Source organism: Mucilaginibacter sp. McL0603 (genome assembly GCF_049992945.1).
GTDB lineage: Bacteria > Bacteroidota > Bacteroidia > Sphingobacteriales > Sphingobacteriaceae > Mucilaginibacter.
Genome location: NZ_CP188251.1, coordinates 3,745,019 through 3,770,689 on the forward strand (window position 1 = coordinate 3,745,019; position 25,671 = coordinate 3,770,689).

Consider the following 25,671-nt stretch of genomic DNA (forward strand, 5'->3'; position numbering starts at 1 on the left):
GTTATATGCAGTGCTTATATTTAAGCTTCTGCAGGTAATTTAACACCTTTGTCAAACAAGCCGCTTAAGCTGATGTCATCATCCTGAGCAGGATATACTTCGATACCGTGATCGAATACATCCAGACCACCCAAACCTGCTTCACCATGTTCTTCAACACGCAGTCTCCATGGGTTAGGTAATTTATTAATAATGTACATCATAGTAATAGTGACTACAAATACAGCTATTGCAATAGTGAAGGTACCTATAGCCTGTGCTTCAAATACGCTCCAGCCACCGCCGTAGAATAAACCGGTTACAGGTGCACTGTTATCTGCACCAGTTGGACCGGTTGCACCATATTGACCAGATGCGAATAAGCCTAGCGACAAAGTACCCCAGATTCCGCAAAATCCGTGTACAGATACTGCACCAACCGGATCGTCAATACGGAACCACTCGATTAAGTACATGCCAGCGAAAACAACTAGTCCGGCAACAGCACCAAGTAAACATGCTCCAAGTGGGCTAACCCAATAACAAGGGCAAGTAATAGCTACTAATCCGCCTAATAAGCCATTAAGTGTAAATCCTAAATCGAACTTACCCTTTGTTCCGCCCCACCATAAACCTGCCAGCATAGCAATCATACCGCCGGTACATGCAGCTAAAGTTGTATTGGCAGCAATACGACCAATACCAGAGGCATCCATACCTGACAAAGTACTTCCTGGATTAAATCCGTACCAGCCAAACCATAAAATAAATGTACCTACAGCGGCAACTAACATGTTATGTCCCGGTGGCATACCGCCCTTTTCTTTATCATCCCGTTTAAAGATACGTCCAAGTCGTGGCCCCAATACTATGGCACCAGCAAGCGAAGCAATACCACCGATAGTATGCACTACTGTTGAACCTGCAAAATCTCTGAAACCCTGACCTAATGACTCAAAAAAGTTACCTTTTGAACCCATCAAAGCCAAAAATCCGTCAGGACCCCAGGCCCAGTGACCTATTATCGGATAGATAAATCCAGTAATACCTATACTGTAAAGGATATCGCCACGGAAACTTGTACGGCCGATCATTGCACCTGAAACGATAGTTGAACAGGTATCAGCAAATGCATATTGAAATATCCAATGAGCTAAAATCGGAATACCGGTTGCTTCATATGCGACTGGAGTATTTTGCAGAAAGAACCAGTTTGTAATTGTTTTTCCATCAGCACCAAGACCTCCCCAACCAATAAATCCATTGCCATGACCAAACATGAAAGCATAACCTATAGCGTAAAATAAAATCCCGCAAAGACAAGTGTCAAATACGCACTCCATCAGCACGTTCACTGTTTCACGTTTACGTGCGAAACCAGCCTCAAGCATCACGAAGCCCGCCTGCATACCGAAAACCAGGAATGCAGCCACTAATGTCCAAACGGTGTTAATTGAATTCATCATGGATGTTTCCAGATCTGTTGGTTTTGCGGGAGCAGCTGCAGCAGCATGAGCCGCTGTAGGCAGCAATCCGGGAATAGTCATCATGGCTGCCAGGACAAGGCCTAGCCCGATCATTTTTCCTGTCAAAATGGTCGCGCCCAGCGCCCACTTTTCACGCGTCAGTTGTCGGAGGGAACTGAGCAAATTGAATTTTGGAGATTCTACTTTCATTGTTTGTTTAATTTAGTTTGATTGATATGAACGATTTTTATGATATACAGCGATAAATGAAAATTTAAACCGAAATAAACTCTTAGTTATTAATAGAATCATACAATTACTCAATTTTAAATATGATTTTATTAATTTTTTATGAAATTATGTATGTTTTTCTAAAAATACAAATTTTAGACCCTAAAATTGTTTCAAAAAATTGAAGAATTACGAAAATTATAAAAATCAAATATAAATTCAGTCCCATTTTGCATTATTTTCAATCAAAAAAATTAAATAAATCAAAAAACAATAGATTTACCAATAAACCAAATAGAAAATTATCAATTTAGCCCTATTTACACCGATAATTTTCATGACTTTATTAAATTTTTAGTAAAAAAATAGATTTTTGTTAATAAAAATTGAATTTTAAGCCTTTTTAAGCCCAAAATTCATTCCTGAACGAAGCAACTGAATCAAATTCTTTTAATAATTATATTTTGCTCAATTATTCTCTGTATTATTAAGGATAATTTTACTTTTGATTAACCTTACAACCAATAAAGCATGTCAAATATTCGATTTCAGGCCCTGCAAACAGTTCTTAACCGGGCAACTCCGGAAGTAAAACTACCTTCAAACAAAATTTCTGATTACTTTAGTGCTAACGTCTTTGATAAACAGAAGATGAAAGAATACCTTTCAAAAGAGGCATACCTGGTAGTCGTTAATTCTATTGAAAAAGGAGAGCCGATTCCGAGAGATATGGCAGAACAGGTTGCATCAGCAATGAAATCATGGGCACTGAGTAAAAACGCCACGCATTACACCCATTGGTTTCAGCCGCTTACGGGCACAACTGCTGAAAAACATGATGCCTTTTTTGAACCCACTTCTGATGGTGGCGCTATTGAGGTATTTTCGGGCGATGCTCTGGCCCAGCAAGAACCAGATGCTTCCAGTTTCCCAAGCGGAGGTATAAGAAATACTTTTGAAGCAAGAGGCTATACAGCGTGGGATCCATCCTCTCCTGCCTTTATTATGGGACGTACCTTATGTATACCTACCGTATTTGTTTCATACACCGGCGAAGCATTAGATTACAAAGTACCATTATTAAAAGCTTTAAATACTTTAGACAAAGCGGCTGTAGATGTATGCCACTATTTTGATAAAAGCATTGAGCGGGTTAATGCATCGTTAGGAATTGAGCAGGAATATTTCCTGGTGGATATTGCTTTATTTAATGCAAGGCCCGATCTATATTTAACAGGTCGTACACTTTTCGGTCATATATCAGCAAAAAACCAGCAACTGGAGGATCATTATTTTGGTTCGATACCTGAACGCGTATACGCTTTTATGCAGGATATGGAAACTGAGGCGCTGCAATTAGGCATTCCTTTAAAAACACGGCATAATGAGGTTGCGCCATCTCAATTTGAATGTGCTCCTATTTATGAGGAGATCAACCTGGCAATTGACCATAACCAATTACTAATGGACCTGATGGACAGGATTGCCAAAAGGCATAATTTTAAGGTATTGCTACATGAAAAGCCTTATGCAGGTATTAATGGTTCAGGCAAACATAATAACTGGTCGATGATTACTAATACGGGCAAAAATTTGCTATCGCCCGGTAAAACACCAAAGAACAACCTGATGTTCCTTACATTCTTTGTAAATACAATCAGGGCTGTTTATGAACATGCGGATTTATTAAGAGCCTCTATTGCATCAGTAAATAATGACCACCGCCTTGGAGCAAACGAAGCCCCTCCTGCTATCATATCTATATTTTTAGGCAGTCAATTAAGCGATGTGCTCGATGAGATCGAAACATCCAGGATCAGCAAAAAAATAAAGGATGATGCAATGCTATGGCAGGGAATACCAAAGATTCCTCAGATATTAAAGGATAATACAGACCGTAACCGCACCTCTCCATTCGCCTTTACAGGCAACAAGTTCGAATTGCGCGCTGTCGGATCATCGGCAAATTCGGCCGGACCTATGACCATATTAAATATGATAGTAGCCGATCAGTTAAAAAAATTCAAATATGATGTGGATAAACTGATCAAAAAGGGAGAAAAGAAGGATGTTGCGCTACTGATGGTTATTAAAAAATATATTAAAGAATCAAAAAGTATACGATTTGAAGGCAACGGATACAGCGAAGAATGGGAAAAAGAAGCTGAAGCCCGGGGATTATCTAATTTTAAAACCACACCAAAGGCCCTGGATGCTATACTTTCTGAAAAATCAGCCATATTATTTGAAGATACTGGCGTATTCAGTAAAAGAGAGGCACATGCGCGCCATGAAATCTTATTAGATAGTTTTTACAAAAAATTGCAGATAGAAGCGCGGGTAATAGGTGAAATGGTGACAAATATCATCATACCAACAGCTATTGCTTACCAAAGCAAATTGGTTGAAAATGTTAAAGGATTAAAGGATATTGGATTAAAGGAAACGACATATTCGGCACAACTGGATATTATCAATCAGATATCCGACCATGTCAACTTTATCAAATCAAACGTTGAGCATATGGTCTCAGAACGCAAAAAAGCCAATATAATTGAAGATATACGCGAGAAATCATTGGAGTATGACGAAAAAGTAAAATCATACTTCCAACCTATACGCTACCATGTAGATAAACTGGAGCAATTGATAGACGACTCGATATGGCCTTTACCTAAATTCAGGGAATTATTATTTATAAAATAATTAAATAGCTAAACGATAGTGATCCCTTAAACAAGATCACTATCGTTGTTTAAGGCTGTTTCTTTCTTTCTCAGTGCATTTTCAAGTTGTTCCTCCTCATTCAGGTCGCGTATATATTGAACTTTGAGATGATCATAAAAAGAATGCTTGTCGACTAACATAGCCACCATACTTGCAACCATACCGGCCAGAATAAGGTGAAATATCACGTTATTACGATCGGTCATTTCAAGCACAAGTATAGCCGAAGTAAACGGAGACCTGGTGACACCGGTTAAAAATCCGACCATGCCTGCCAATACCAGCAAGTTTGTATTAGTATCTGATAAATGGAACCAACCCGATATCAATGAACCAACACTGGCGCCTGCTCCTAATGCAGGAGCAAATACACCGCCGGATGCGCCTGTCGTAAATGACAATATGGGGCCTACCATTCTTAACACAGGCATATACCATGTAGTGTATTTATCCGAAGTAAATAATGCTTTTTGCATTACATCCTTACCAGATCCTAAAATACCAGCATTAACAAAAATCGCGATCCCGGCCATGATCAACGCGCAAAAAATCACATATAATACATGTTCCCGGTTAAAATTGAATTTTGATTTCCATTTAAATATAAGCAGTATTACTTTGGCCATGCCACTACCTAACAGACCTGTAATTATAGCTACAAGAATAACATCGACAAAAATAAATCCGGAAAGATTACCCATTTTAGGATATCCTAAATATAAATAAGGACCTAAAATACCCTGAGCTGTTAGTCCGGCAATAATCACCGAAGAGAAAATTGCAGTTTTGAAATAACTGAAATGCGTTTTGGTCAATTCCTCTATAGCGAATACTATACCCCCCAAAGGTGTATTAAATGCTGCCGCAAGTCCCGCAGCTGCACCTGTAATGATCATATTTCTTTTTGCCACCTTTGGCCACCATGCAGGCAAAACCTGGTTTACCTTCCTGAATACAGAGGCTGCTATCTGGATAGTTGGGCCTTCTCTGCCGATTGCCCCTCCTCCTATTGCAAAAACCAAACTTGATAACATTTTGATCAGTATTACTTTAATGCTTAAAAGCTTATTTACTTTTTGATCACTCTTTGGGTTGGTAATTTCTATTGCTGCTGCTACCTGTGGTATGCCGCTCCCTCTTGAATAAGGTGAAAAACGTTTAACCAGCCACCACGCAACAATAAAACAAACCGGCATTAAAATAAATAAATACCATGCATGCTGTTTATAGATGATAGCAGTAAGGTTTTCGGCCATTAAGAAAAGCCTTGCATAAATAACTGCAATAAGACCAGTGATAATCGAGGCTATCCAAAAAGGTATAGCCTGAAGTACATTTCGTTTTAATTCTTCATTATGAAGGCGATCAAATGTATGTTTTAGATGAAGACGTACTTTAGGAACTACAGTGTTTAACATGAATTATAGATGAGATTTGCAAAACTAATAGTTTTGGAGTTTCTAAACTATCATTAAGCAGTATATTTGCGCATGATTTCTTCGCAAAGATATGATCAAAGAGGTGTATCGGCCTCAAAGGATGATGTTCACAATGCTATTAAAAACATAGATAAAGGCATATTTCCCAAAGCTTTCTGCAAAATTGTACCTGATATTTTGACTAACGATTCTGAATACTGCAATATCATGCATGCTGATGGGGCCGGTACAAAATCATCTCTTGCATACAGTTATTGGAAAGAAACGGGTGATATTTCTGTTTGGCGGGGTATAGCTCAGGACGCAATAATTATGAATCTTGATGATCTGTTGTGCGTAGGTGCTATTGATAATATCCTCCTTTCATCAACCATTGGTCGTAATAAGAATTTAATACCTGGCGAAGTAATAGCAGCTATCATTAACGGAACCGAAGAAATACTGGCCGAATTACGTGATGCAGGCATCGGCATTTACTCTACCGGTGGCGAAACCGCCGACGTGGGTGATCTGGTGCGAACAATTATTGTAGACTCTACGGTAACATGTCGCATGAAACGTGCAGATATCATTTCAAATGACCGTATCCAACCCGGAGACGTTATTGTCGGTCTGGCTTCATTTGGCCAAGCTAATTATGAAAAAGAATACAATGGCGGAATGGGCTCCAATGGGCTGACATCAGCCCGTCACGATGTATTCAACAAAAGTATTGCTGAAAAGTATCCTGAAAGTTATGACCATGCTGTACCTTATGAGCTCGTATTCTCGGGCAGTAAAAATTTAACAGATAAAATTGATATTGGGGATGGTAAAACCCTGGAGGCCGGCAAGCTGGTACTTTCCCCTACCCGTACCTATGCACCAATCATTAAAACTATGCTGGATATCTATCGCAAACAAATAAATGGCATGGTACATTGCAGCGGTGGGGCACAAACCAAAGTACTGCACTTTATTGATAATCTGCATATTATTAAAGATAATTTATTCCCCGTTCCTCCCCTGTTTAAATTGATACAGGAAGAATCAGGAACGAGCTGGCAGGAAATGTATAAGGTATTTAATATGGGCCACCGTATGGAACTATATGTGCCCGAAGAAATTGCATCTGACCTGATTGCTATATCAAAAAGCTTCGGCGTTGATGCGCAAATTATAGGCCGGGTTGAAAGTGCTGATAAAAAGCAGGTAACTGTAAAATCAGAATTTGGTGAGTTTGTATATTAAACAGTCAAAAAGCCATAAACGAAAACGGGCTGCCTTTTCAGGCAGCCCGTTTTCGTTTAGATAAATATTTTATTTAACTAGCTGTAGAAGGGACCCATGCAGTACCATTCCATTGGAATTTAAGTACAGTTTTCACATCAGAGCCACCTGTATAATTCAGATAGGTGACATTGTAATTTGTATTCGTTTGCGGGGTTTTAAAATCCGTAGTTAATACCAATATCATAGCAAGTTGCAGATCAGCAGCCGACCAACCCGAAAAATCACCGTAACTGGCAAGATTTGATCGTTGTCCGGATGATCCGATTGTTGAATTCGCAATAAGTGTAATGTCGGCAGCGGTAAGTGTGTACGCAATAACAGGTAAAGGCTTAACATATGTCCAGGCACCGCCTTGTTTAATGAAGTTTACAGTACCTGTAGAGGCTTGTGGAACAGTATAATTATTACCGTCGTAAACCAATGGCTGTACTCTTTGATAATCTGTTGTGCTGTTTACGAAATAATTATAGCTTACATATACAATATCGCCCTTTTTAATTGTATCCTGAATAGTTATATCAGATTTAACAAGAGCACCTAACATAGATGGTATGTTTGGATTATTAGATGAACTAAACTGGTTGAATTTTCCCAATCCTACCGATGCGTATTCTGCCGGTGTTATTGTATAGATTTCTTTCCACGCACCATTTGTATACATAAAAGAATATGGAGGTGTTAAAGTAGCTGGAAAAGGTGTAAAAGTTAACAACACTAACTGGTTAGCAACCGGGGTAGGATATTTATAAGGTAACCACTTTAGCGCCTGGGCTATACTAAAATCAGTAAAAGTGTTCCCCGGTAACAGCAAATAATCAGCGCTGGTAAGTGTATAGGCCACATCACTGTATACACTATCGGCAGCAGGTTTAAAATAAAGTGCTGATTTGGCATAAGTAACCGCTGCTGTTGAACCATTATCCAGGTTAGCATAATTCTGATTCAAAATAATCGGAATATATTTTTGCGCATCAGCGTCATCATCAATTGTAAGGGTGCTATGCGGGTAATCATTTGATGGCAGCAACTGGTAATCAGACGCTTGTAAGGTAATCGTCAAAGATTTGACTTCGGATGGCATAACAGAATGTAATGCCGGCTCTTTTTGGCATGCAGTAAATGCAAATGTCATAAAAGCCAATAAATAATATATCTTTTTCATTTTAAGAATTTTTATGATTAAAATTTAACCTTTAATGCTGTTGTAAAGGTCCTTGCGTTCAACCAGTAAACTTGTAACGCGGCCAGATTTGCATTACCGTTATAATCTTGAGCGTCAGTTATTATTTTAGAATTTAATAAGTTATTTACCGTACCTATCAATTCTGCATCAAAACCTGCCATTTTAAATTTATATATGCCATTCATATTCCATATCGCATAGTTTGGCAGAATGTACGGGTGCATATTCTGGCTGGTATAATTTTGGAATGGGACATAAGAAGTATATTCCCAGAAATAATTAACCGAAGCCCCTACTTTCAATTGCGGTACAATATTAATTTCAGTAAACGCATAGGCTGTATTTTGCGGCACATCCCCTACTTTTTCGCCTTTCAGGTAAACCGAAGATTGCGTACCTACTACGGCACCTGCAGTATTCAGAACTGTTACCGGCCCTGAGTTTGAAGTATAATGGTAATCACCTACTGAAACCGAGCCGCCTAATAAAACTTGCTGTACAGGCCTGTATCTTAATTCAAGCTCTACACCCTGGTGTAATTCATTAACACCCGAAATATTTGCAGAATACAATTGTTGCGTTGTAACATCAGAGAAAGAAGAAGCGAACGCTCTGTCCATATAAGATGTTCTGAATAGGTCTAACTTTGCGCTAAATGACGAAATTTTAAAATCGTAGCCTAATTCATAACTGAATAGTTTTTCAGATATAGTGCTTTCATTGATATGGTTAGTAAAATCAACAAAAACATTACCAAAATATGGTGGTTTGGTCAGGTACCCGATATTCGCAAATACGTTCATCTCCGAATTGATATTGTAGTTGGCCCCTGCTTTTGCCTGGTAGGTGGTAAAATTCACCCAGCGGCTAGTCTGGTTAGGATCACCATTCAGATAATCAAAAGGATCCTTCCTGCTGTCGGCGCTTTCTGTTCCTGAAAGTGTTGCAAATAAACTGAAATTGTCTTTTGAATATTCAGCCTGTGCAAATGCACCTCCCGATTCAATATAGTCAATATTATGGTAGTTGATTAACCCATTAATACCAACACGGCCTTCTGGGTCATTGATATTACCACCTGTTTGGCCAGTTGCAGGGTTACCTGTATAAGGGAATGCAACATAATTAGCCCCCCACAGGTCGGTTACCTGTTCGTAGTGGTTACCTTCATAATATCGCAGATCGATACCGGCAGACAGGTCGATATATTTACCCAATAAAGTTCTATAGGTACTTCTTAAGCCATACCAATGCGTTTTGCTATGTGAAGCATAAGCATAGGCAAGTGCCGAGCCATCCGGGTTAGCCGCATTTGCTGCTTGTAAAGCGTCATAATTAACAGGTGTATAAATATTACCAGACCGTGGCAAAGTATTTACACTATAGTTATCTGAATTCAAACTTATACCACCGCCACCGCCATTACCCTGCAATGTATATAATACGGTTGAAAGACTTGATTTATCATTAATTGTCCATTCGTGGTTTAATGAAATAATTGGTTCGCTATAAAAGTTGTTATACGGATTATATTGCTTTCCATCTTTATAACCAAACCATGTATTCCATGCTATACCCTGTGGTGCCCCCAGGTAGCCCGGCGTATTGGTTCCCGGTGCTGTGCTGGGATACAACAACTGTTGCGGCCTTTGTCCGTGGGTTTGGTCCGCGCCGATTACATTTAAGGAGATGGTTTGGTTTTTGCTTAATTTTTTTGAAAGATTAAAAAAGTAGTTATACCCTAAAAAATTTGAACCATCAAACGGATAAGCTCCCTGTGTCCTGCTTCCCTGGAAAGTCGCAGCCCAGCCATTTGATGTTAAACCAGTTGATACCATCACGCCTGTCTTATTCCAGCCATCGCTGCCGATTCCTTCATAAACATAGCCCCCGGCTTGCTGATCAGTGGTGCGGGTAGTAACATTTACTGTACCGCCAAATGAAGGAATTATAATCTTTGATGCTCCCAGGCCACGCTGAACCTGGATGGAACGGGCAACATCAGTAACACCCGCGAAATCAGACCAGTAAAGTGCACCAGTCTCCGGATCATTTACCGGGATACCGTTTACAGTATAGGCAACGTTGCCATTACCTGACCTGCTGGAGAAACCCCGTATGCTAACACGGCCGTCACCATACCCACCATCACCTTGCGAGGTCATAACACCTGGTATACCCAATAATAGGTCTGGTATACCACCATTACCAATGTGTTCTTCAATAAATTCAGGACCTAGTGTTGATACAGCAATAGGCGTTCTCCTGTCAATAGCAACGTCGCCAACAATAGTAACCTCCTTGGTTGAAGATGTACTGGAGCTCAATCTTATTGTACCTATATTCTGACTATTCTCGCCAATAGGTATTTGTTGAGTGATATAACCAATGAAACTAATTACCAGCGTTTGGTTGCCGGCAGGTACATTTAATTTAAAACTACCATCTAAACCTGCTGATGTGGCAGCTGTTGTACCTTTTACCATCACTGTTGCACCAATAAGCGGCTCGGCGGTTATGGTATCAATGATTTTGCCTGTAATTCGTTTCTCGCCACTCTGCTGGGCAAAGGCTATGCCCGTGGTAGAAAACAAGGCGATTAAAAAGAGAAGTAAATGCTTCCTCATACTTTTTTGTTTGTTTGTTAATTATTGATTTTGAATAAAAAACAAAGTAATCGGAACCCTATTAAGTTAGTGTTAACAGGGCTAGCTAAACCCTCATTGTAATAAGGATGTTGCAAAAGCCATATAATTATCAGGTTGGATTTACGTTTAAATTGCCTTAAAAGCAAAAACCCTCCGACCAAAATTAGCCGGAGGGTTTTTTAATTGTATTAAATCTTTTTTACTTGATTACTTGTATAATATTACCGTAATCGTTAGCAACATATACATTTCCTGTTGCATCAACAGCAACACTAACCGGAGCATTAAACGGTTGAACTATACTTAAATATCCACTTCCGGCCAAAGCTGACACATCACCGGCAGGAGTTATTTTACGTACAAGGTTATTAACTGCGTCGGCAACATATACATTACCTGTTGCATCAACCGCAATACCACTTGGATAATTAAAGGTAGCAGCAGCGCCATTACCGCCTGTGTTGCCTTTTTTACCACTACCCGCAAAGGTTGTTACATTTCCAGCCGGATCAATTTTACGTATTAAATTGTTATTCGCATCCGCAACATATACGTTACCGGCAATATCAACTGCAACGCCTCTTGGTCCATTGAAAGATGCAGCGGTGCCTATTCCATTTGTTGAACCCACCTTTCCACTGCCTGCAAGCGTAGTTACATTACTGGCCGCATCTATTTTACGTATTAAATTGTTGGTAAAATCGGCTACATATACATTTCCCGCTGCATCAACAGCTACACCGGCCGGCCCATTAAACAATGCATTTGTGCCCACATCGTTCGTATTCCCGCTTTTAGTGCCAGTAGTACCACCACCAGCCAATATACTTACTGCACCTGTAGATGCGATTTTACGTATTAAATTATTACCAAAATCAGCTACATAAATATTTCCAAGAGCGTCTGCAGCAACCCCTGTTGGCCCATTAAAAGACGCCGGCACCCCAATTACTGAGGTATTTGAATTTCCGGATACTAGTGTTCCAGCTAAAGTAGTTACTGCACCTGCAGGAGTTATTTTACGTATTTCATTGTTCCCCTGGTCGGCAACATAAACATTACCTGTTGCATCCACCGCAACTCCGTTAGGGTAATTGAAAGAAGCTGCTTTACCTTTACCGTTAGCCGAACCGAAAACTCCGCTACCCGCAAAAGTAGAAACGACTCCGGTTGTTTGAATAGGTGTAGGATTTGCAGGAACCGCGTTATCATTTTTACTGCATGACGAAAAGATCAAAACAGTAAGTGATGTCGCAATTAAAATATTATTATATATATATCGTTTCATGTTCTTCATTTTTTCCTATTAATAAATTTCACTTAATCATTTATTAGTTAAATATGTATCTAAGGCCTAACTGTCCCTGCCACCTCGAAAGCTGACTAAGATCTGTTTTGTAAGAGTTAGTAACAGGCGTTGAACTGGCTGCATCAAGATACGGGAACGAATAAGTTGGTCTGTTTGTAGCAGGATCTTGTTTAACGTATTTCAGGACAGCTACAGAACCGCTACTGAATCCGTTAAACGATGTTTGATATAAGCCCCAATTGCGATTAAGTAAATTACCAACGTTAATGATATCAAGAGTAATTTCCAATGTATTTTTAACTTTACCTGATTGGATAAAGAAATCTTGTGCAAGGTGTAAATCTGCTCTTTTGTAAGTTGGCAATATAGCACCATTTCTTTGTGCAAATTTACCTCTGTTTTTGCTTAAATAAGGATCCTGGTTAATAAAGTTATTTAGCTGTGTCCATAACTGATCAGGTGTACGTGTATCAGTTTTGTCATTTGGAACCAGTATAATATCTCCTTTATTCTTCGGGATATACATCAGGTCATTAGTAGCTCCGTCATTGTTAGGATCTCCTGTTGTAATGTAAGAAACTGCCCCACTGTTAGCTGCTTCAAATATTAATCCTACGGTAGTAGCAGCATGTTTAAAATATTCCTTTTTATAAGAGAAAGAAGCTATTACCCTGTTTGGTTGTACAAATGAGCTATTTGACAAATTGTCAAGATTTGGATTGCCGGCCACATACCTGGTGCTCCAGATGGTTGAAGCTGTTGACCCCCCATCATTTACATCCTTAGATACAGTGTGCGTGTACGCTACGTTAGCATAAAAACCGCCGGTAAAACTCTTTTGCAATTGGCCGGTAATAAAATATGAATAGCCCTGGTTGGTATTGGTCATATAATATAAGCCGGTAATTGACGGATTAGCTGCTGTTGCTGCTGCAGCGGATGGAGTAGTATTTTTAGAGTCGTAATGTATTTGCCCTTCGGTTCCTGGCAATACTGAATAACCATCAGAAAGCACAAGATTTTTATGGTAGATCGCATTAATATCTTTGCTATAAGCTGCTTCTATTGTTCCAATAATACCAAATGGTAGTTTTTGATCCACTGCCAGGTTTGATCTCCAGATTTTTGGATATTTTAGGTTAGGATCAGCTACATCTAATTCATAAGATGTATTAGCCGCTGCATTTTTGGGCCTGTTGGCATTTACATCAGGATTAAATAGCAATTGCCCATTTTGGTCTTGTGTGTTAGATGCAGCACCTTTGGTAATGGTATAAGAACCGAACAAAACGCCGTTATTTGAAGCCTGGTTAGATATCCAAACAAAAGGTACGGTACCTGCAAATAATCCTGTACCACCACGCACCTGAGTTGATTGATCTCCATTAACATCCCAGTTAAAACCTAAACGCGGAGATAGTTGCACCCTGTTCTTAGGTAGGACTGAAGGATCAACATGAGTCCCACCTTGAAAGGTTAAACTGGTCACATTTGCATTTTGCGGTAAGCTTGTAGGAAATGCATCGTAATCAGCTCTCAAGCCATAAGTTAATCTTAAATTATCTGTTACGTGATATTTATCCTGAACGTATAAGCTATAAATGGAAGCTTTGATTTTTGCATATGGGAAAGATCCATCTGGCAAAGCAGAAAACCTGGTTGAATAAGCTGACGCCGATAAACCATGTAAGAAATCATAAGCTGAGTTATAAGTGTATAACCCATTATAATTTGGTGCAAAACCATTGGTGTAGCTTTGTATCTGGTCATTAGTACCAATTGTAAACTCGTGTTTACCGGCATAAATGGTGAAATCGTCTGAGAATTGAGCAATATTTGTATTCAGCACATTATTAGCTGTAAATAACTCATAACCAAAGCTTGTCATAACTGCCGATGCAGTAGTTTCTGAAACAACAGCACCTGTAACAGGATCAACAGTGGCAACACCGTTCCCGATGTCAACCATTGGAATAGCAGTACCACCCAACGAAGCGCGGTAATCACGCAAGGCCGAGTAACCAACAGTAAGCTTGTTTGACATACTGCTGCTGATACGGGTATCCAACTCAACAATTCCGATGTTGAAATTATTGTTGATACGATAACCCGAACCATAGAATGGTAATGTGGTAACACCTGGTGCACGGGTGGTATTACTGATACCTACTATGCCAGAATTGCTGGCAGGCTGATCTTTAAAAGATTTCAGATAAAAATACTTTGCACTTAAAGTATTGTTCTTGTCAATGTTCCAGTCAATCTTTGCTGTTAACTTATCACTATGAGTTTGATAATTATAGCCCTGATAAGCTCCTGGATTATAGTTATATGGGGATTGACCTAGGAAAGCAGTTATCGCATTAAGCGTAGCAGCGTCCGCCTGAGATACGTTAGCTCCACTTACGCCTGGTGCGGAAGCAACGTATGAAGTTGCGGGCGCACTTATTCTTTCCTGTTCACCAGATAAGAAAAAGAATAATTTGTTTTTAATGATCGGTCCTCCAACGCTCAGACCAGTTTGACGGTAACTAAACGGAGTTTGAACAATGTCAGTAACACCTGCGTGATAACCAGTTAGCCCTGTGCTGCGAATATAATCATATACTGTTCCTTTGAACTCGTTTGTACCTGATTTTACCACCGTATTAACACCTGCACCTGTGAAATTTCCCTGGCGAACGTCATAAGGAGCAATATCAACCTGTATCTGCTCAATTGCATCCAATGAAATTGGTTGAGAGTTGGTTTGGCCACCAAGTGTGCCTGACAAACCAAAAGAGTTATTAAACAAAGCCCCGTCAACTGTAATGTTGTTATAGCCACTGCTACGTCCACCAAAACTTAAGCCATTAGCAGAAGGAGTTAATTTTGTAAAATCCTGCAATGATCGGTTGATAGTAGGTAAGCTTTCAATTTGAGCACGTGTAATGGTTTCGCGGGCCCCTGTACGTGAAGAGTTAATTACCTTACCCTGTGTACCTGTGATTACGACTTCTGCTAAGTTAGTGTTGTTCTCTTCAACTTTAGCATCGATCTTCTGGTCCTGACCAATTGATAATGTAATGCCTTGCTGAATAAAATCCTTGTAACCAACAAAACTTACTTTAATGGTGTAAGGCCCTCCAACCCTTAAGTTAGGCAAGTTGTACCGGCCATCTGAACGGGTTACTGTGGCGTATACAGTTCCTGTTGGAATGTGTGTAACTGTTACCGTAGCGCCGGGAATTGCCCCTTTGCTGTCGGAAACGATACCGTTCACGGATGCGGTTGTTACACCTTGTGCGTTTGCGTTTCTATTTGCAAAAAACGTGACACATGTGACTAATAAGAAAAAAAGTAAATACTTCCTCATACTTGTGTGTTTTAATAAAATTTTGAATGAACTAATGAGGCGCAAATATATGTAACAAACCAGTTACTGATGTTAAGTTAATATTAATATTATTACATATCTCTCACTCACAATACACTTATTATGCAATTATTGAACTTAATTGCCCTATAAATATGATATTCATAAAAAAATTAAGCTATTAAATATTTATTTAACTTATATTTTATATAGATTTTCTTTTAATATTTCTGTTCATTTTGTAAAAATTCATCCCCTTAAAGGTGGTTTTTTTCTATTCCCCCCTTTTTACTTAGCTTTGGCTTCGAATTCAAAAAAGGATAAAAAAACATGGACTACGATTTAATTGTAATAGGGTCTGGCCCCGGAGGCTACGTGGCCGCTATACGTGCCTCACAACTTGGGTTAAAAACCGCAATAGTTGAAAAAGAATCATTAGGCGGTATTTGCCTTAACTGGGGTTGTATTCCAACTAAAGCTTTGTTAAAAAGCGCTCAGGTATTTGAATATTTAAATCATGCTGCTGATTACGGTGTAAAAGTTGCAGGTGGTGAAGTTGATTTTGAATCAGTAATAAAAAGAAGTCGCGGTGTTGCGGACGGGATGAGCAAAGGTGTTCAATTCCTAATGAAGAAAAATAAGATCGAAGTACTAATGGGTACTGGAAAGCTAAAAGCAAAAAATACTGTTGAAGTAAAAGGAGCTGATGGCGCAACCAAATCTTATTCTGCTAAACATATCATATTAGCTACCGGTGGCCGTTCGCGCGAATTGCCAAATATTAAACAGGATGGTGTAAAAGTAATTGGCTACCGCCAGGCAATGAATTTACCTAAGCAGCCTAAATCTATGATCGTTGTAGGATCAGGTGCTATAGGTATCGAATTCGCTTATTTTTATAATGCCATCGGCACCAAAGTTACTGTTGTTGAATTTTTAGATAATGTAGTGCCTTTGGAAGATGAAGAAGTTTCAAAGCAATTAGGCCGCATACTCAAAAAACAAGGTATTGAGGTCATGATCAGCTCTACCGTTGAATCAGTTGATAGCAGTGGTGATATATGCAAAGTAAGTGTAAAAACACCTACAGGTAACGTTTCACTAGAGGCTGAAATCGTGTTATCTGCAGTAGGTATCAGTACAAATCTTGAAGGTATAGGACTTGAAGAGAACGGTGTTAAAACCGACAAGGGAAAAGTACTGGTTGACGATTTTTATCGCACCAATGTAGAAGGCGTATATGCCATCGGCGATATTGTAAAGGGACAAGCACTTGCACACGTGGCATCAGCCGAAGGCATTATCTGTGTTGAGAAAATAGCTGGTCAAAATCCGGAGCCTTTGAATTATAACAATATCCCCGGCTGTACCTATTGCAGTCCCGAAATTGCTTCTGTTGGTTATACCGAAAAAGCTGCTAAAGAAGCCGGTTACGAGATCAAAGTGGGTAAATTTCCATTTTCTGCATCGGGTAAAGCATCTGCCGCCGGTGCAAAAGACGGTTTTGTAAAAGTGATCTTCGATGCTAAATACGGCGAATTCCTGGGAGCTCACATGCTTGGTCATAACGTAACTGAAATGATTGCCGAAGTTGTTACTGCACGTAAACTGGAAACAACAGGGCATGACATCATAAAATCAGTTCACCCTCACCCAACCATGAGCGAAGCAGTAATGGAAGCTGCAGCCGAAGCTTACGGTGAGTGTATACATTTATAATTTATGTCCATAGTCGATGGTCCATGGTCGAAAGTTAAATCCATGGACTATTGACCATGGTCTATCGACCAAAATGACACTATACACCATCGATACCGGCTTTTTTAAATTAGATGGCGGCGCTATGTTTGGTGTAGTTCCAAAAACAATATGGAATAAAACCAACCCTGCTGACGAGAATAACCTTTGCACCTGGGCCATGCGTTGTTTGCTGGTTGAGGATAACAACAGGCTTATCCTGATAGATACCGGCATCGGAAATAAACAAGACCCTAAATTTTTCAGCCACTATTACCTTCATGGTGATGCCAATCTTAATTCTTCATTAGCAAAACATGGGTTTAGCGCTGATGATATAACTGATGTTTTTCTGACTCATTTGCATTTTGACCATGTTGGCGGAGCTGTAGAAAGAGAGGGCGAAAAATTGCTCCCTGCTTTTAAAAATGCAACCTATTGGAGCAATAAGCAGCACTGGGATTGGGCGGTAAATCCAAATGACCGTGAAAAGGCTTCTTTCCTAAAAGAAAATATATTGCCCATACAGGAAAGCGGACAATTAAAATTTATCGATACTAAGGATGGGGTGCAATTTACGAAAGACTTTAATGTTCGTTTCGTTTCAGGCCATACAGACTCTATGATGCTTCCGCTAATTGGCTATAAAGGCAAAAAAATATTGTATATGGCTGATCTTCTGCCATCTGTCGGGCATTTACCGCTCCCCTACGTAATGGCTTATGATATGTTCCCTCTAAAAACGCTGAATGAGAAAAAAATATTTTTGAATGAAGCGCTTGAAAAAGAATATATTTTGTATTTTGAGCACGATCCGGTAAATGAATGTTGCACTTTACAGCAAACAGAAAAAGGCATTCGTGTTAAGGATACTTTTAAGCTGAATGAGCTGTAAGTCAGGCGACTAACATTACCTAAATTAAGACACAGATTAAATATATTTTAATTGGAATGTAAATATAAAATGTGTTGTTATTTTTTAACAACAATTTTATACCTTTGCACGTTCAATTCTAGAATAAGAAATAAGAATTGAGGTAATACTATAAATGAGACAACTCAAAATAACCCAATCTATTACCAATCGCGAGTCGCAATCGCTTGATAAATATCTACACGAAATTGGTAAAGTTGACTTAATCACAGCAGAAGAAGAAGTAATTCTGGCACAAAAGATTAGAGAAGGTGATCAGGCGGCTCTTGAAAGGCTGACTAAAACCAACCTCCGCTTTGTTGTGTCCGTAGCAAAACAATATCAGAACCAGGGCCTTACGCTTGGTGACTTAATAAATGAAGGTAATTTGGGCCTTATCAAAGCTGCTAAGCGTTTTGACGAAACCAAAGGTTTTAAATTCATTTCGTACGCAGTTTGGTGGATACGCCAATCTATATTACAGGCTATTGCTGAACAATCACGTATTGTGCGTTTGCCATTGAACCAGGTAGGTTCATTAAGCAAGATCAGCAAAGCATTTTCTAAATTAGAGCAAGAATACGAACGCGAGCCTTCTCCGGAAGAACTGGCTGATATGTTAGAAACTACTGTTGACAAGATATCTGATACCTTAAGTAATTCAGGCCGCCATGTATCTATGGATGCTCCTTTCGTACAGGGCGAAGAAAACACTTTGCTGGATGTATTAGAGAACCAGGAACCAAATACTGACTCAATTTTGATCAATGAGTCATTGTCAGAAGAAATAAAACGTTCTCTTTCTACCCTTACTGAACGTGAACGCGAGATCATCGTATTATTCTTTGGTTTAGGCACCAATCATCCACTTTCATTAGAAGAGATCGGTGAAAAATTCAACCTGACACGCGAGCGTGTAAGGCAAATAAAAGACAAAGCGCTGCAACGACTGCGGCATACTTCCAGAAGTAAAATTCTGAAATCATATTTAGGTTAATCCTGTAAAGCCCTTGGTAAACAACCAGGGTTTTTTTTATTCTACATGGCAGGCACATTTTTCCGGTAATAAAAAAAGATCGAAATAGGAAGAACTTGAATCAACAGGATATATTATTCTGATCCTCAGAACGGTGTGCCTGGGTCCAATTACGTTGAATAATTCATAATTTAAAAGTACATTTATAGGCTAAATGTATTGCTTATGACTATCCCTATTTACCAGGCTGATGCTTTTACAAATCGTCTTTTTGGAGGAAACCCGGCTGCTATTTGTCCTTTAAATGAATGGCTGTCTGATGAAATTATGCAAAAGATAGCAGCAGAAAACAACCTGGCCGAAACTGCTTTTTTTGTTAAAAGTGAAAAGGGTTTCAAATTAAGGTGGTTCACTCCGGAGTACGAGATAGATCTTTGCGGACACGCAACACTTGCATCGGCACATATCATTTTTACTGAGTTAGGTTATAAAGAATCTGCCATAAATTTCGAAACAGTAAAAGCGGGAGTTTTAACTGTAAAAAAAGATGGTGATAAATACACCATGGATTTCCCATCAAGGCCACCTATCCCTATTGAATTACCAAATGGATTAGCAGAAGCTTTGGGCGAGAAACCACCCGTTGCAGCTTACCGGTCGAGGGATTATTTTATGGTATATGAAAACGAAGACGATATAACAGACCTGACTCCCGATTTCTTTGCCTTATCAAAACTAGATACAGTAGGTGTAATTGTAACTGCCCCGGGTAAAGAAGTTGATTTTGTTTCCCGTTTTTTTGCTCCTGGCGCGGGGATACCCGAAGACCCGGTAACCGGCTCAGCACATTGTAATCTTATACCCTACTGGGCAAACAAATTGGGTAAAGATAAACTTCACGCCTACCAGCTATCAGCCCGAAAAGGAGAGCTTTGGTGCGAAAATAAAGGCGATAGAGTATTAATGAGCGGCAACGCTGTTACTTATTTAAAAGGAGAAATATTTATTTAGTTGTGAGTTCTAAGTAATGAGTTTTGAGAAAAGTATTTTCCCACTTTTTCAACTCATAACTTACCACTCGTAGCTTACAACTCATATGCAGCTTAGTAATTTAGAGATCAAGGGGTTTAAGAGCTTTGGCGATAAGGTCACTATAAATTTTAATGAAGGCGTTACCGCTATTGTTGGGCCAAATGGATGTGGTAAATCAAATGTAGTTGATGCCATAAGGTGGGTGCTTGGAGAACAGAGTACGCGGACACTGCGTTCCGAAAAAATGGAGAACATTATTTTCAATGGCTCCAAAAGTCGCAAGGCCGCTAACCTGGCGGAAGTTTCACTTACGTTTGATAATACAAAAAACATATTACCTACAGAGTATTCGCAGGTTACAATAACCCGCAAGCTTTATCGCGCTGGTGAAAGCGAATACAGGCTAAATGACGTGCAGTGCCGCTTAAAAGACATCACTGATCTTTTCCTCGATACAGGTATCGGTGCTGACTCCTACTCTATCATCGAGTTAAAAATGATCGAAGAGATCATTTCCAATAAAGAAGGCTCAAGGCGCAATCTTTTTGAAGAAGCATCGGGCATATCAAAATATAAACTGCGAAAAAAACAAACCTTTAATAAGTTAAAGGACACTGAGGCTGATTTGGAAAGAGTTGAGGACCTGCTCTCTGAGATTGAGAAGAACCTTAAAACGCTGGAAAACCAGGCGAAGAAAACAGAGCGCTACTACAGGTTAAAAGAACAGTATAAGACGCTCAGCATCATGCTGGCATCTTTCAAGATCATCTCATTTAGCGAATCATTAAATAAAATTGACGACCAGGAGCAAAAGCACCGTGACGAAAAGCTGGGTGTAGTAACGCAAATCGATACCCTGGAAGCAGCTTTGCAGCAACAAAAGGTAGATAGTCTGACCAAAGAAAAAAACTTATCGACCCAGCAAAAAGCAACTAATGATTATGTTTCAAAGATCAGGGCATATGAGAGTGAGAAGAAAATAAAGAACGAGCAACTTAAATTTCAACAGGACAAAGAATCGCGTTTAAATGAGGAGTTGGAGCGCGATCGCAACCAATTGAACCATGTTTTATATAATATCAAAAGATTAGCTGAGGAAAAGGCACAGGAAGACGAAAATCTGCAAACCGTGCAAACCTTAGTTAATGACCTAAAATTGGCGGTAGACGAACTGAGGATTCAGCAAGGTTCGGCACGAGCTGAATTGAATGAACTGACCAATATTAACAACAGGCTGCAAAACCAGATATATAAGGCTGAAAAAGACCTTGAAATATTACAGATACAGGAGCAGGCTTTAGAGCAGGAAGGTCAGCGGAATATTGAGGACGCCACTACTAAAGAAACTGAGCTTTCGCATTTTAACGAGGTAGTAGGCGAATTACAAGATCGTGCTGAAACAATGGAGAAGGAGCTGCAGTCAGTAGTTGAATTTGAAAACAACCTACAGGAACAAATAAAAGATACTGCAGCAGAGTTAGAGATTACGAAGGAAACCATCGTACAGGAAAGCAGGAAACTGGATGCCAAACAGAACGAATACAACCTGACAAAAAGCATGGTTGACAACCTGGAAGGTTTCCCGGAATCGATCCGCTTCCTTAAAAAAACTACAGGATGGGCCAAAAATGCCCCCCTGTTTAGTGATGTGCTCTTTTGCCGTGAAGAGTACCGTGTAGCTATTGAAAACTACCTGGAGCCACTAATGAATTACTACGTGGTGGAAGATTATACTGAAGCCATTGCGGCGATCAACCTATTAAGTAATTCATCAAAGGGGCGGGCACAGTTTTTTGTGTTGAGTAATTACGAGAATCAATCTAGTCTTTCCAAATCTTCTGCGATTAACGATACAATCTCGGCGTTGAGTGTAATCGAGGTAGAAAAACGATACCAAAATCTTTGTAATTATTTATTAAAGGACGTTTACCTGGTTAACGATTCGACAGAAAATGATCTTAATAATGATTCGATACCCGATGGCGTAGTACTGATTGGCAAAAGCGGGAAGTTCAATAAGTCAAAATTCACCATGGCCGGTGGTTCAGTTGGTTTATTTGAAGGTAAGCGTATCGGGCGCGCAAAGAATTTAGAGAATCTTGCTAAAGAGATAAAATCAATTGATAGCAAGCTGATCGATCTGCGCAACAAGGCAGAAGAATCACAAAGCAAATTAGCTTCTTTAAAGGCCTCTGGCAAAAGCAGCGAGATCAATCAACAACAACAGGATCTGAATCGCCTGAATACAGAATTAATCACCGTTAAAACACGCCAGGAACAGTACCAGGCTTTTATTGAGAATAGCCGCAACCGAAAGGAAGACATTGCGCAAAAGATAAATGGCATCAAAGAGGAGACACTAAAATTACAGCCTGAGCTTGCTGAATTAAAGGAACAAAAACAAATTCAAAGCGATCTTTTAGCTGATAAACAACAGGCTTTTAATGAGCTGAATGAATATACATCGGTACAATCTAATAGCTATAACCAGGAAAACATACGTTTCCATCAGCAGCAAAATAAAGTGTCCGGATTGTTGAAGGATATGGATTACCGGGAAAGTCAAAAGGAAAACCTGGATGGTCGCATAACACAAAATAGCAAAGAACTTGAAATAGTAAAACTGGCAATCAACGAAAATCTGGCCCTGGCGGATCACTCGGATGATGACCTGCTGGAAATGTATAGCCAAAAGGAAGAACTGGAAAAGGCCACACAACAGGCCGAACAGGAATACTATACCTGGCGGGGAAAAATTACAGAAAGTGAAAATGAAATTACAGCGCTAAGGCGTAAAAAAGACCAGGCGGAAGTAATTGAGAATGAACTTAAAGATCAGAAGAATAATCTAAAACTAGAGTTAAATGCTTTAAAGGAGCGTCTTTCTGTTGAGTTTCATATCGACATTAACGAATTATTGGACACTGAACCACCCGAGAATGAGAATGAAGATGACCTGCGGGATAAAACAGAAAAGCTAAAAAGACAATTGGATGATTTCGGGCCTATTAACCCATTGGCGGTTGAAGCCTATAATGAAATGAACCAGCGTTATGAATTTATCCAGGCACAAAAAAAGGACCTTACAGAAGCTAAAACCTCGTTATTGGCAACGATACAGGAAATTGACGACACTGCCCGCGAGAAATTTATGCTGGCATTTATGAATGTGCGTGAAAACTTTATAAAAGTATTCCGTTCGTTATTTAATGACGAGGATTCTTGTGACCTGATTTTAACTGATCCAACAAATCCATTAGAGTCTGACATTGATATTATTGCCAGGCCAAAAGGGAAACGGCCCCTTTCTATCAACCAGCTTTCGGGTGGAGAAAAGACATTAACGGCCACAGCCATCTTGTTTTCGCTTTACCTGTTGAAACCCGCCCCATTCTGTATTTTTGATGAGGTTGATGCACCTCTGGATGATACCAATATTGATAAATTCAATAACATCATCCGTGAGTTTTCAAACGATTCACAATTCATCATTGTATCCCATAATAAAAGGACCATTGCCAGTACCGATGTAATTTATGGCGTGACAATGGTTGAACAGGGAATATCAAGAGTAGTGCCGGTTGACCTTAGAGAGCTTGCCGATTAATTGGGCTTATTATAAAAGAGGCTGTATCATAAATCATGATCAGCCTCTTTTAATTTTGCAGTAATTGCGAAGTTTAGCACAGGTCGGCGAAAGGTAATTTATTTTACATTTTTATGGCGATTATTTGTTTTAATGATCTGATTTTCATATATTTATGTATAATAAATATATGAAATATGGCAACAAATCGACCAGTTTTCAAGCCTTATGATCAGCAACAAATCCTTGCGATACCACCCACGCTGGAGGAACTGATTCCGGCCTCACACCCTGTCCGGGTTGTAAATGAGGTGATTAACAAGCTCAATCTCGAACCTTTATTAAAAGCATATCATATTAGAGGCAGTTCCAGCTATCATCCGCAGATGTTGCTCAAGGTGCTGGTTTATGGCTATGTGACCAATACCTATTCCAGCCGTAAGCTGGCTGCTGCCTGTAAAGAGAGCGTGTATTTTATGTGGTTAAGTTCGATGAGCTATCCTGACCATAATACCATCAACAGGTTTAGAGGTGTCCGGCTAAAAAATGCGCTTCGCAGTGTATTTGAGGATGTGGTCAAACTGCTGGCAGAGGAAGGCCTGCTGAGTATTGAGGAGGTCAATACGGATGGGACGAAGATCGAAGCGAGTGCCAATAAATATACCTTTGTCTGGAAGAAATCTATCGGGACAAACAAGGAAAAGATGAAAAAGCAGCTGACCGAAATTTGGCAGTATGCCCAGCAGGTAGCCTCGGACGAAGACAAAATGCCTGATCCGCCAGACTTTACGACGATCGACAGCAGCAAGGTAAAGGCGACCGTTGATCAGCTAAATGAAAAGCTGTCCGGCAAAGAGAACATCGACAAGAAGATCAAATCCAGGCTGAAATATGTCACCAAACACTACCCTGTAAACATCGTTAAATATGAACAGCAGGAAGCTATCCTGAAAGAAAGGAACAGCTACAGCAAGACAGACCCGGATGCTACCTTCATGCGCATGAAAGAGGATCATATGAAAAACGGGCAGTTAAAACCGGGCTACAATGTCCAGATCTCTACCTCTGATCAGTTCATCGTTAACTATACCATTCATTCCAATGCCACAGATACGAACACCCTGAAGGCCCATTTGGAACAGCACGAGGCCAGCTTTGGCAAAGCACCTGTTGTACTTATTGCCGATGCCGGGTATGGCTCTGAAGAAAACTATACCCTGCTTGAAGAAAAGGGGACCATTGCTTTTGTAAAGTATGGCATGTTCGATAAAGAGCAAAATGAGCACCACAACAGCAAGCACCCTTTTGCTGCCAATAAGCTTTTTTATGATCAGGAAAAAGACTGTTACATCTGCCCGATGGGGCAGCAGATGCACTTCACCGGTACCGGCACCAGGAAAACCAGCACGGGATTTGAACAGACTGTAAAAAGATACCAGGCCGGCAATTGTGCCAACTGTCCGCTGAACGGTGCCTGTCATAAGTCAAAAGGTAACCGGATCGTTGAAGTTAATGAAAACCTGAACCGGCTGAAACAAAAAGCCTATGAATTGTTAAACAGTGAACAAGGCATACAGCGGCGAAAGAAGCGTTGCTTTGACGTAGAGCCAACTTTCGGAAATATCAAACAAAACCATGGGTTCAGAAGATTCCTTCTCCGTGGTCAGGCGAAGGTTGAAATAGAATGGGGATTAGTTGCAATTGCACAAAATCTAAGAAAAAAGGCAGCCTGAAAAGCCTTTTTTCGCCCCTTTTTACCGCAATATCCATTCGTGAAGTGACAAACCAATAAAACATTGTATGCAAACTGATGAATCA

At 39.8% G+C, this 25,671-nt stretch carries 14 protein-coding genes; 8 read left to right on the forward strand and 6 right to left on the reverse strand.

The features are described 5' to 3' along the window. Positions 1–20 precede the first annotated feature (20 nt). On the reverse strand, positions 21–1,655 hold the full coding sequence (locus tag ACPPVU_RS17175; protein ID WP_426667757.1) for an ammonium transporter: 1,635 nt from the start codon (positions 1,653–1,655) through the stop codon (positions 21–23). A gap of 552 nt (positions 1,656–2,207) precedes the next feature. On the opposite strand from ACPPVU_RS17175, the gene ACPPVU_RS17180 reads away from it, so the two are divergent. Then, a complete protein-coding gene (locus tag ACPPVU_RS17180; protein ID WP_426667758.1) occupies positions 2,208–4,382 on the forward strand; it encodes a glutamine synthetase III in 2,175 nt (724 codons plus the stop codon). 26 nt (positions 4,383–4,408) lie between these two features. Here ACPPVU_RS17180 and ACPPVU_RS17185 read toward each other — a convergent pair whose 3' ends face one another. After that, the gene (locus ACPPVU_RS17185; protein ID WP_426667759.1) at positions 4,409–5,821 is read right to left on the reverse strand and encodes a chloride channel protein; all 1,413 of its coding nucleotides are present in this window, start codon (positions 5,819–5,821) and stop codon (positions 4,409–4,411) included. Between the two features lie 72 nt (positions 5,822–5,893). Here ACPPVU_RS17185 and ACPPVU_RS17190 point away from each other — a divergent pair, with 72 nt between their 5' ends. Beyond that, complete coding sequence (locus tag ACPPVU_RS17190) at positions 5,894–7,072, forward strand: AIR synthase related protein (protein ID WP_426667760.1); 1,179 nt, start codon at positions 5,894–5,896, stop codon at positions 7,070–7,072. Between the two features lie 73 nt (positions 7,073–7,145). Here ACPPVU_RS17190 and ACPPVU_RS17195 read toward each other — a convergent pair whose 3' ends face one another. From ACPPVU_RS17195 to ACPPVU_RS17210, 4 genes are all read right to left on the reverse strand, one after another. Continuing rightward, the gene (locus tag ACPPVU_RS17195; RefSeq protein WP_426667761.1) at positions 7,146–8,276 is read right to left on the reverse strand and encodes a hypothetical protein; all 1,131 of its coding nucleotides are present in this window, start codon (positions 8,274–8,276) and stop codon (positions 7,146–7,148) included. 17 nt (positions 8,277–8,293) lie between these two features. Further along, positions 8,294–10,924 carry a TonB-dependent receptor gene (locus ACPPVU_RS17200; protein ID WP_426667762.1) on the reverse strand — a complete coding sequence of 877 codons (2,631 nt, stop codon included), beginning with the start codon at positions 10,922–10,924 and terminating at the stop codon, positions 8,294–8,296. Positions 10,925–11,144: 220 nt separating this feature from the next. After that, positions 11,145–12,233 carry an NHL repeat-containing protein gene (locus ACPPVU_RS17205; protein ID WP_426667763.1) on the reverse strand — a complete coding sequence of 363 codons (1,089 nt, stop codon included), beginning with the start codon at positions 12,231–12,233 and terminating at the stop codon, positions 11,145–11,147. Positions 12,234–12,276: 43 nt separating this feature from the next. Continuing rightward, positions 12,277–15,609, reverse strand: a complete 3,333-nt coding sequence (locus ACPPVU_RS17210; protein WP_426667764.1) for a TonB-dependent receptor — start codon at positions 15,607–15,609, stop codon at positions 12,277–12,279. Between the two features lie 330 nt (positions 15,610–15,939). Between ACPPVU_RS17210 and lpdA the strand changes: the two genes are divergently transcribed. From lpdA to ACPPVU_RS17240, 6 genes are all read left to right on the forward strand, one after another. Then, positions 15,940–17,328, forward strand: coding sequence for a dihydrolipoyl dehydrogenase (gene lpdA, locus ACPPVU_RS17215; RefSeq protein ID WP_426667765.1), 1,389 nt, complete (start codon positions 15,940–15,942; stop codon positions 17,326–17,328). Positions 17,329–17,401: 73 nt separating this feature from the next. Continuing rightward, positions 17,402–18,241, forward strand: coding sequence for an MBL fold metallo-hydrolase (locus ACPPVU_RS17220; RefSeq protein ID WP_426667766.1), 840 nt, complete (start codon positions 17,402–17,404; stop codon positions 18,239–18,241). Between the two features lie 154 nt (positions 18,242–18,395). Continuing rightward, the gene (locus ACPPVU_RS17225) at positions 18,396–19,256 is read left to right on the forward strand and encodes a sigma-70 family RNA polymerase sigma factor (RefSeq protein ID WP_094570678.1); all 861 of its coding nucleotides are present in this window, start codon (positions 18,396–18,398) and stop codon (positions 19,254–19,256) included. Between the two features lie 204 nt (positions 19,257–19,460). Next, positions 19,461–20,246, forward strand: coding sequence for a PhzF family phenazine biosynthesis protein (locus tag ACPPVU_RS17230; protein WP_426667767.1), 786 nt, complete (start codon positions 19,461–19,463; stop codon positions 20,244–20,246). 85 nt (positions 20,247–20,331) lie between these two features. Beyond that, on the forward strand, positions 20,332–23,874 hold the full coding sequence (smc, locus tag ACPPVU_RS17235; RefSeq protein ID WP_426667768.1) for a chromosome segregation protein SMC: 3,543 nt from the start codon (positions 20,332–20,334) through the stop codon (positions 23,872–23,874). Positions 23,875–24,050: 176 nt separating this feature from the next. Then, the gene (locus tag ACPPVU_RS17240) at positions 24,051–25,586 is read left to right on the forward strand and encodes an IS1182 family transposase (protein ID WP_426667769.1); all 1,536 of its coding nucleotides are present in this window, start codon (positions 24,051–24,053) and stop codon (positions 25,584–25,586) included. Positions 25,587–25,671: the final 85 nt, after the last annotated feature.

Coding starts and splice junctions, on each gene's coding strand:
- lpdA (WP_426667765.1), top strand. CDS start 15,940: ATGGACTACGATTTAATTGTAATAGGGTCTGGCCCCGGAGGCTACGTG.
- ACPPVU_RS17220 (WP_426667766.1), top strand. CDS start 17,402: ATGACACTATACACCATCGATACCGGCTTTTTTAAATTAGATGGCGGC.
- ACPPVU_RS17225 (WP_094570678.1), top strand. CDS start 18,396: ATGAGACAACTCAAAATAACCCAATCTATTACCAATCGCGAGTCGCAA.
- ACPPVU_RS17230 (WP_426667767.1), top strand. CDS start 19,461: ATGACTATCCCTATTTACCAGGCTGATGCTTTTACAAATCGTCTTTTT.
- ACPPVU_RS17190 (WP_426667760.1), top strand. CDS start 5,894: ATGATTTCTTCGCAAAGATATGATCAAAGAGGTGTATCGGCCTCAAAG.
- ACPPVU_RS17180 (WP_426667758.1), top strand. CDS start 2,208: ATGTCAAATATTCGATTTCAGGCCCTGCAAACAGTTCTTAACCGGGCA.
- ACPPVU_RS17200 (WP_426667762.1), bottom strand. CDS start 10,924: ATGAGGAAGCATTTACTTCTCTTTTTAATCGCCTTGTTTTCTACCACG.
- smc (WP_426667768.1), top strand. CDS start 20,332: ATGCAGCTTAGTAATTTAGAGATCAAGGGGTTTAAGAGCTTTGGCGAT.
- ACPPVU_RS17185 (WP_426667759.1), bottom strand. CDS start 5,821: ATGTTAAACACTGTAGTTCCTAAAGTACGTCTTCATCTAAAACATACA.
- ACPPVU_RS17205 (WP_426667763.1), bottom strand. CDS start 12,233: ATGAAACGATATATATATAATAATATTTTAATTGCGACATCACTTACT.
- ACPPVU_RS17210 (WP_426667764.1), bottom strand. CDS start 15,609: ATGAGGAAGTATTTACTTTTTTTCTTATTAGTCACATGTGTCACGTTT.
- ACPPVU_RS17195 (WP_426667761.1), bottom strand. CDS start 8,276: ATGAAAAAGATATATTATTTATTGGCTTTTATGACATTTGCATTTACT.
- ACPPVU_RS17175 (WP_426667757.1), bottom strand. CDS start 1,655: ATGAAAGTAGAATCTCCAAAATTCAATTTGCTCAGTTCCCTCCGACAA.
- ACPPVU_RS17240 (WP_426667769.1), top strand. CDS start 24,051: ATGGCAACAAATCGACCAGTTTTCAAGCCTTATGATCAGCAACAAATC.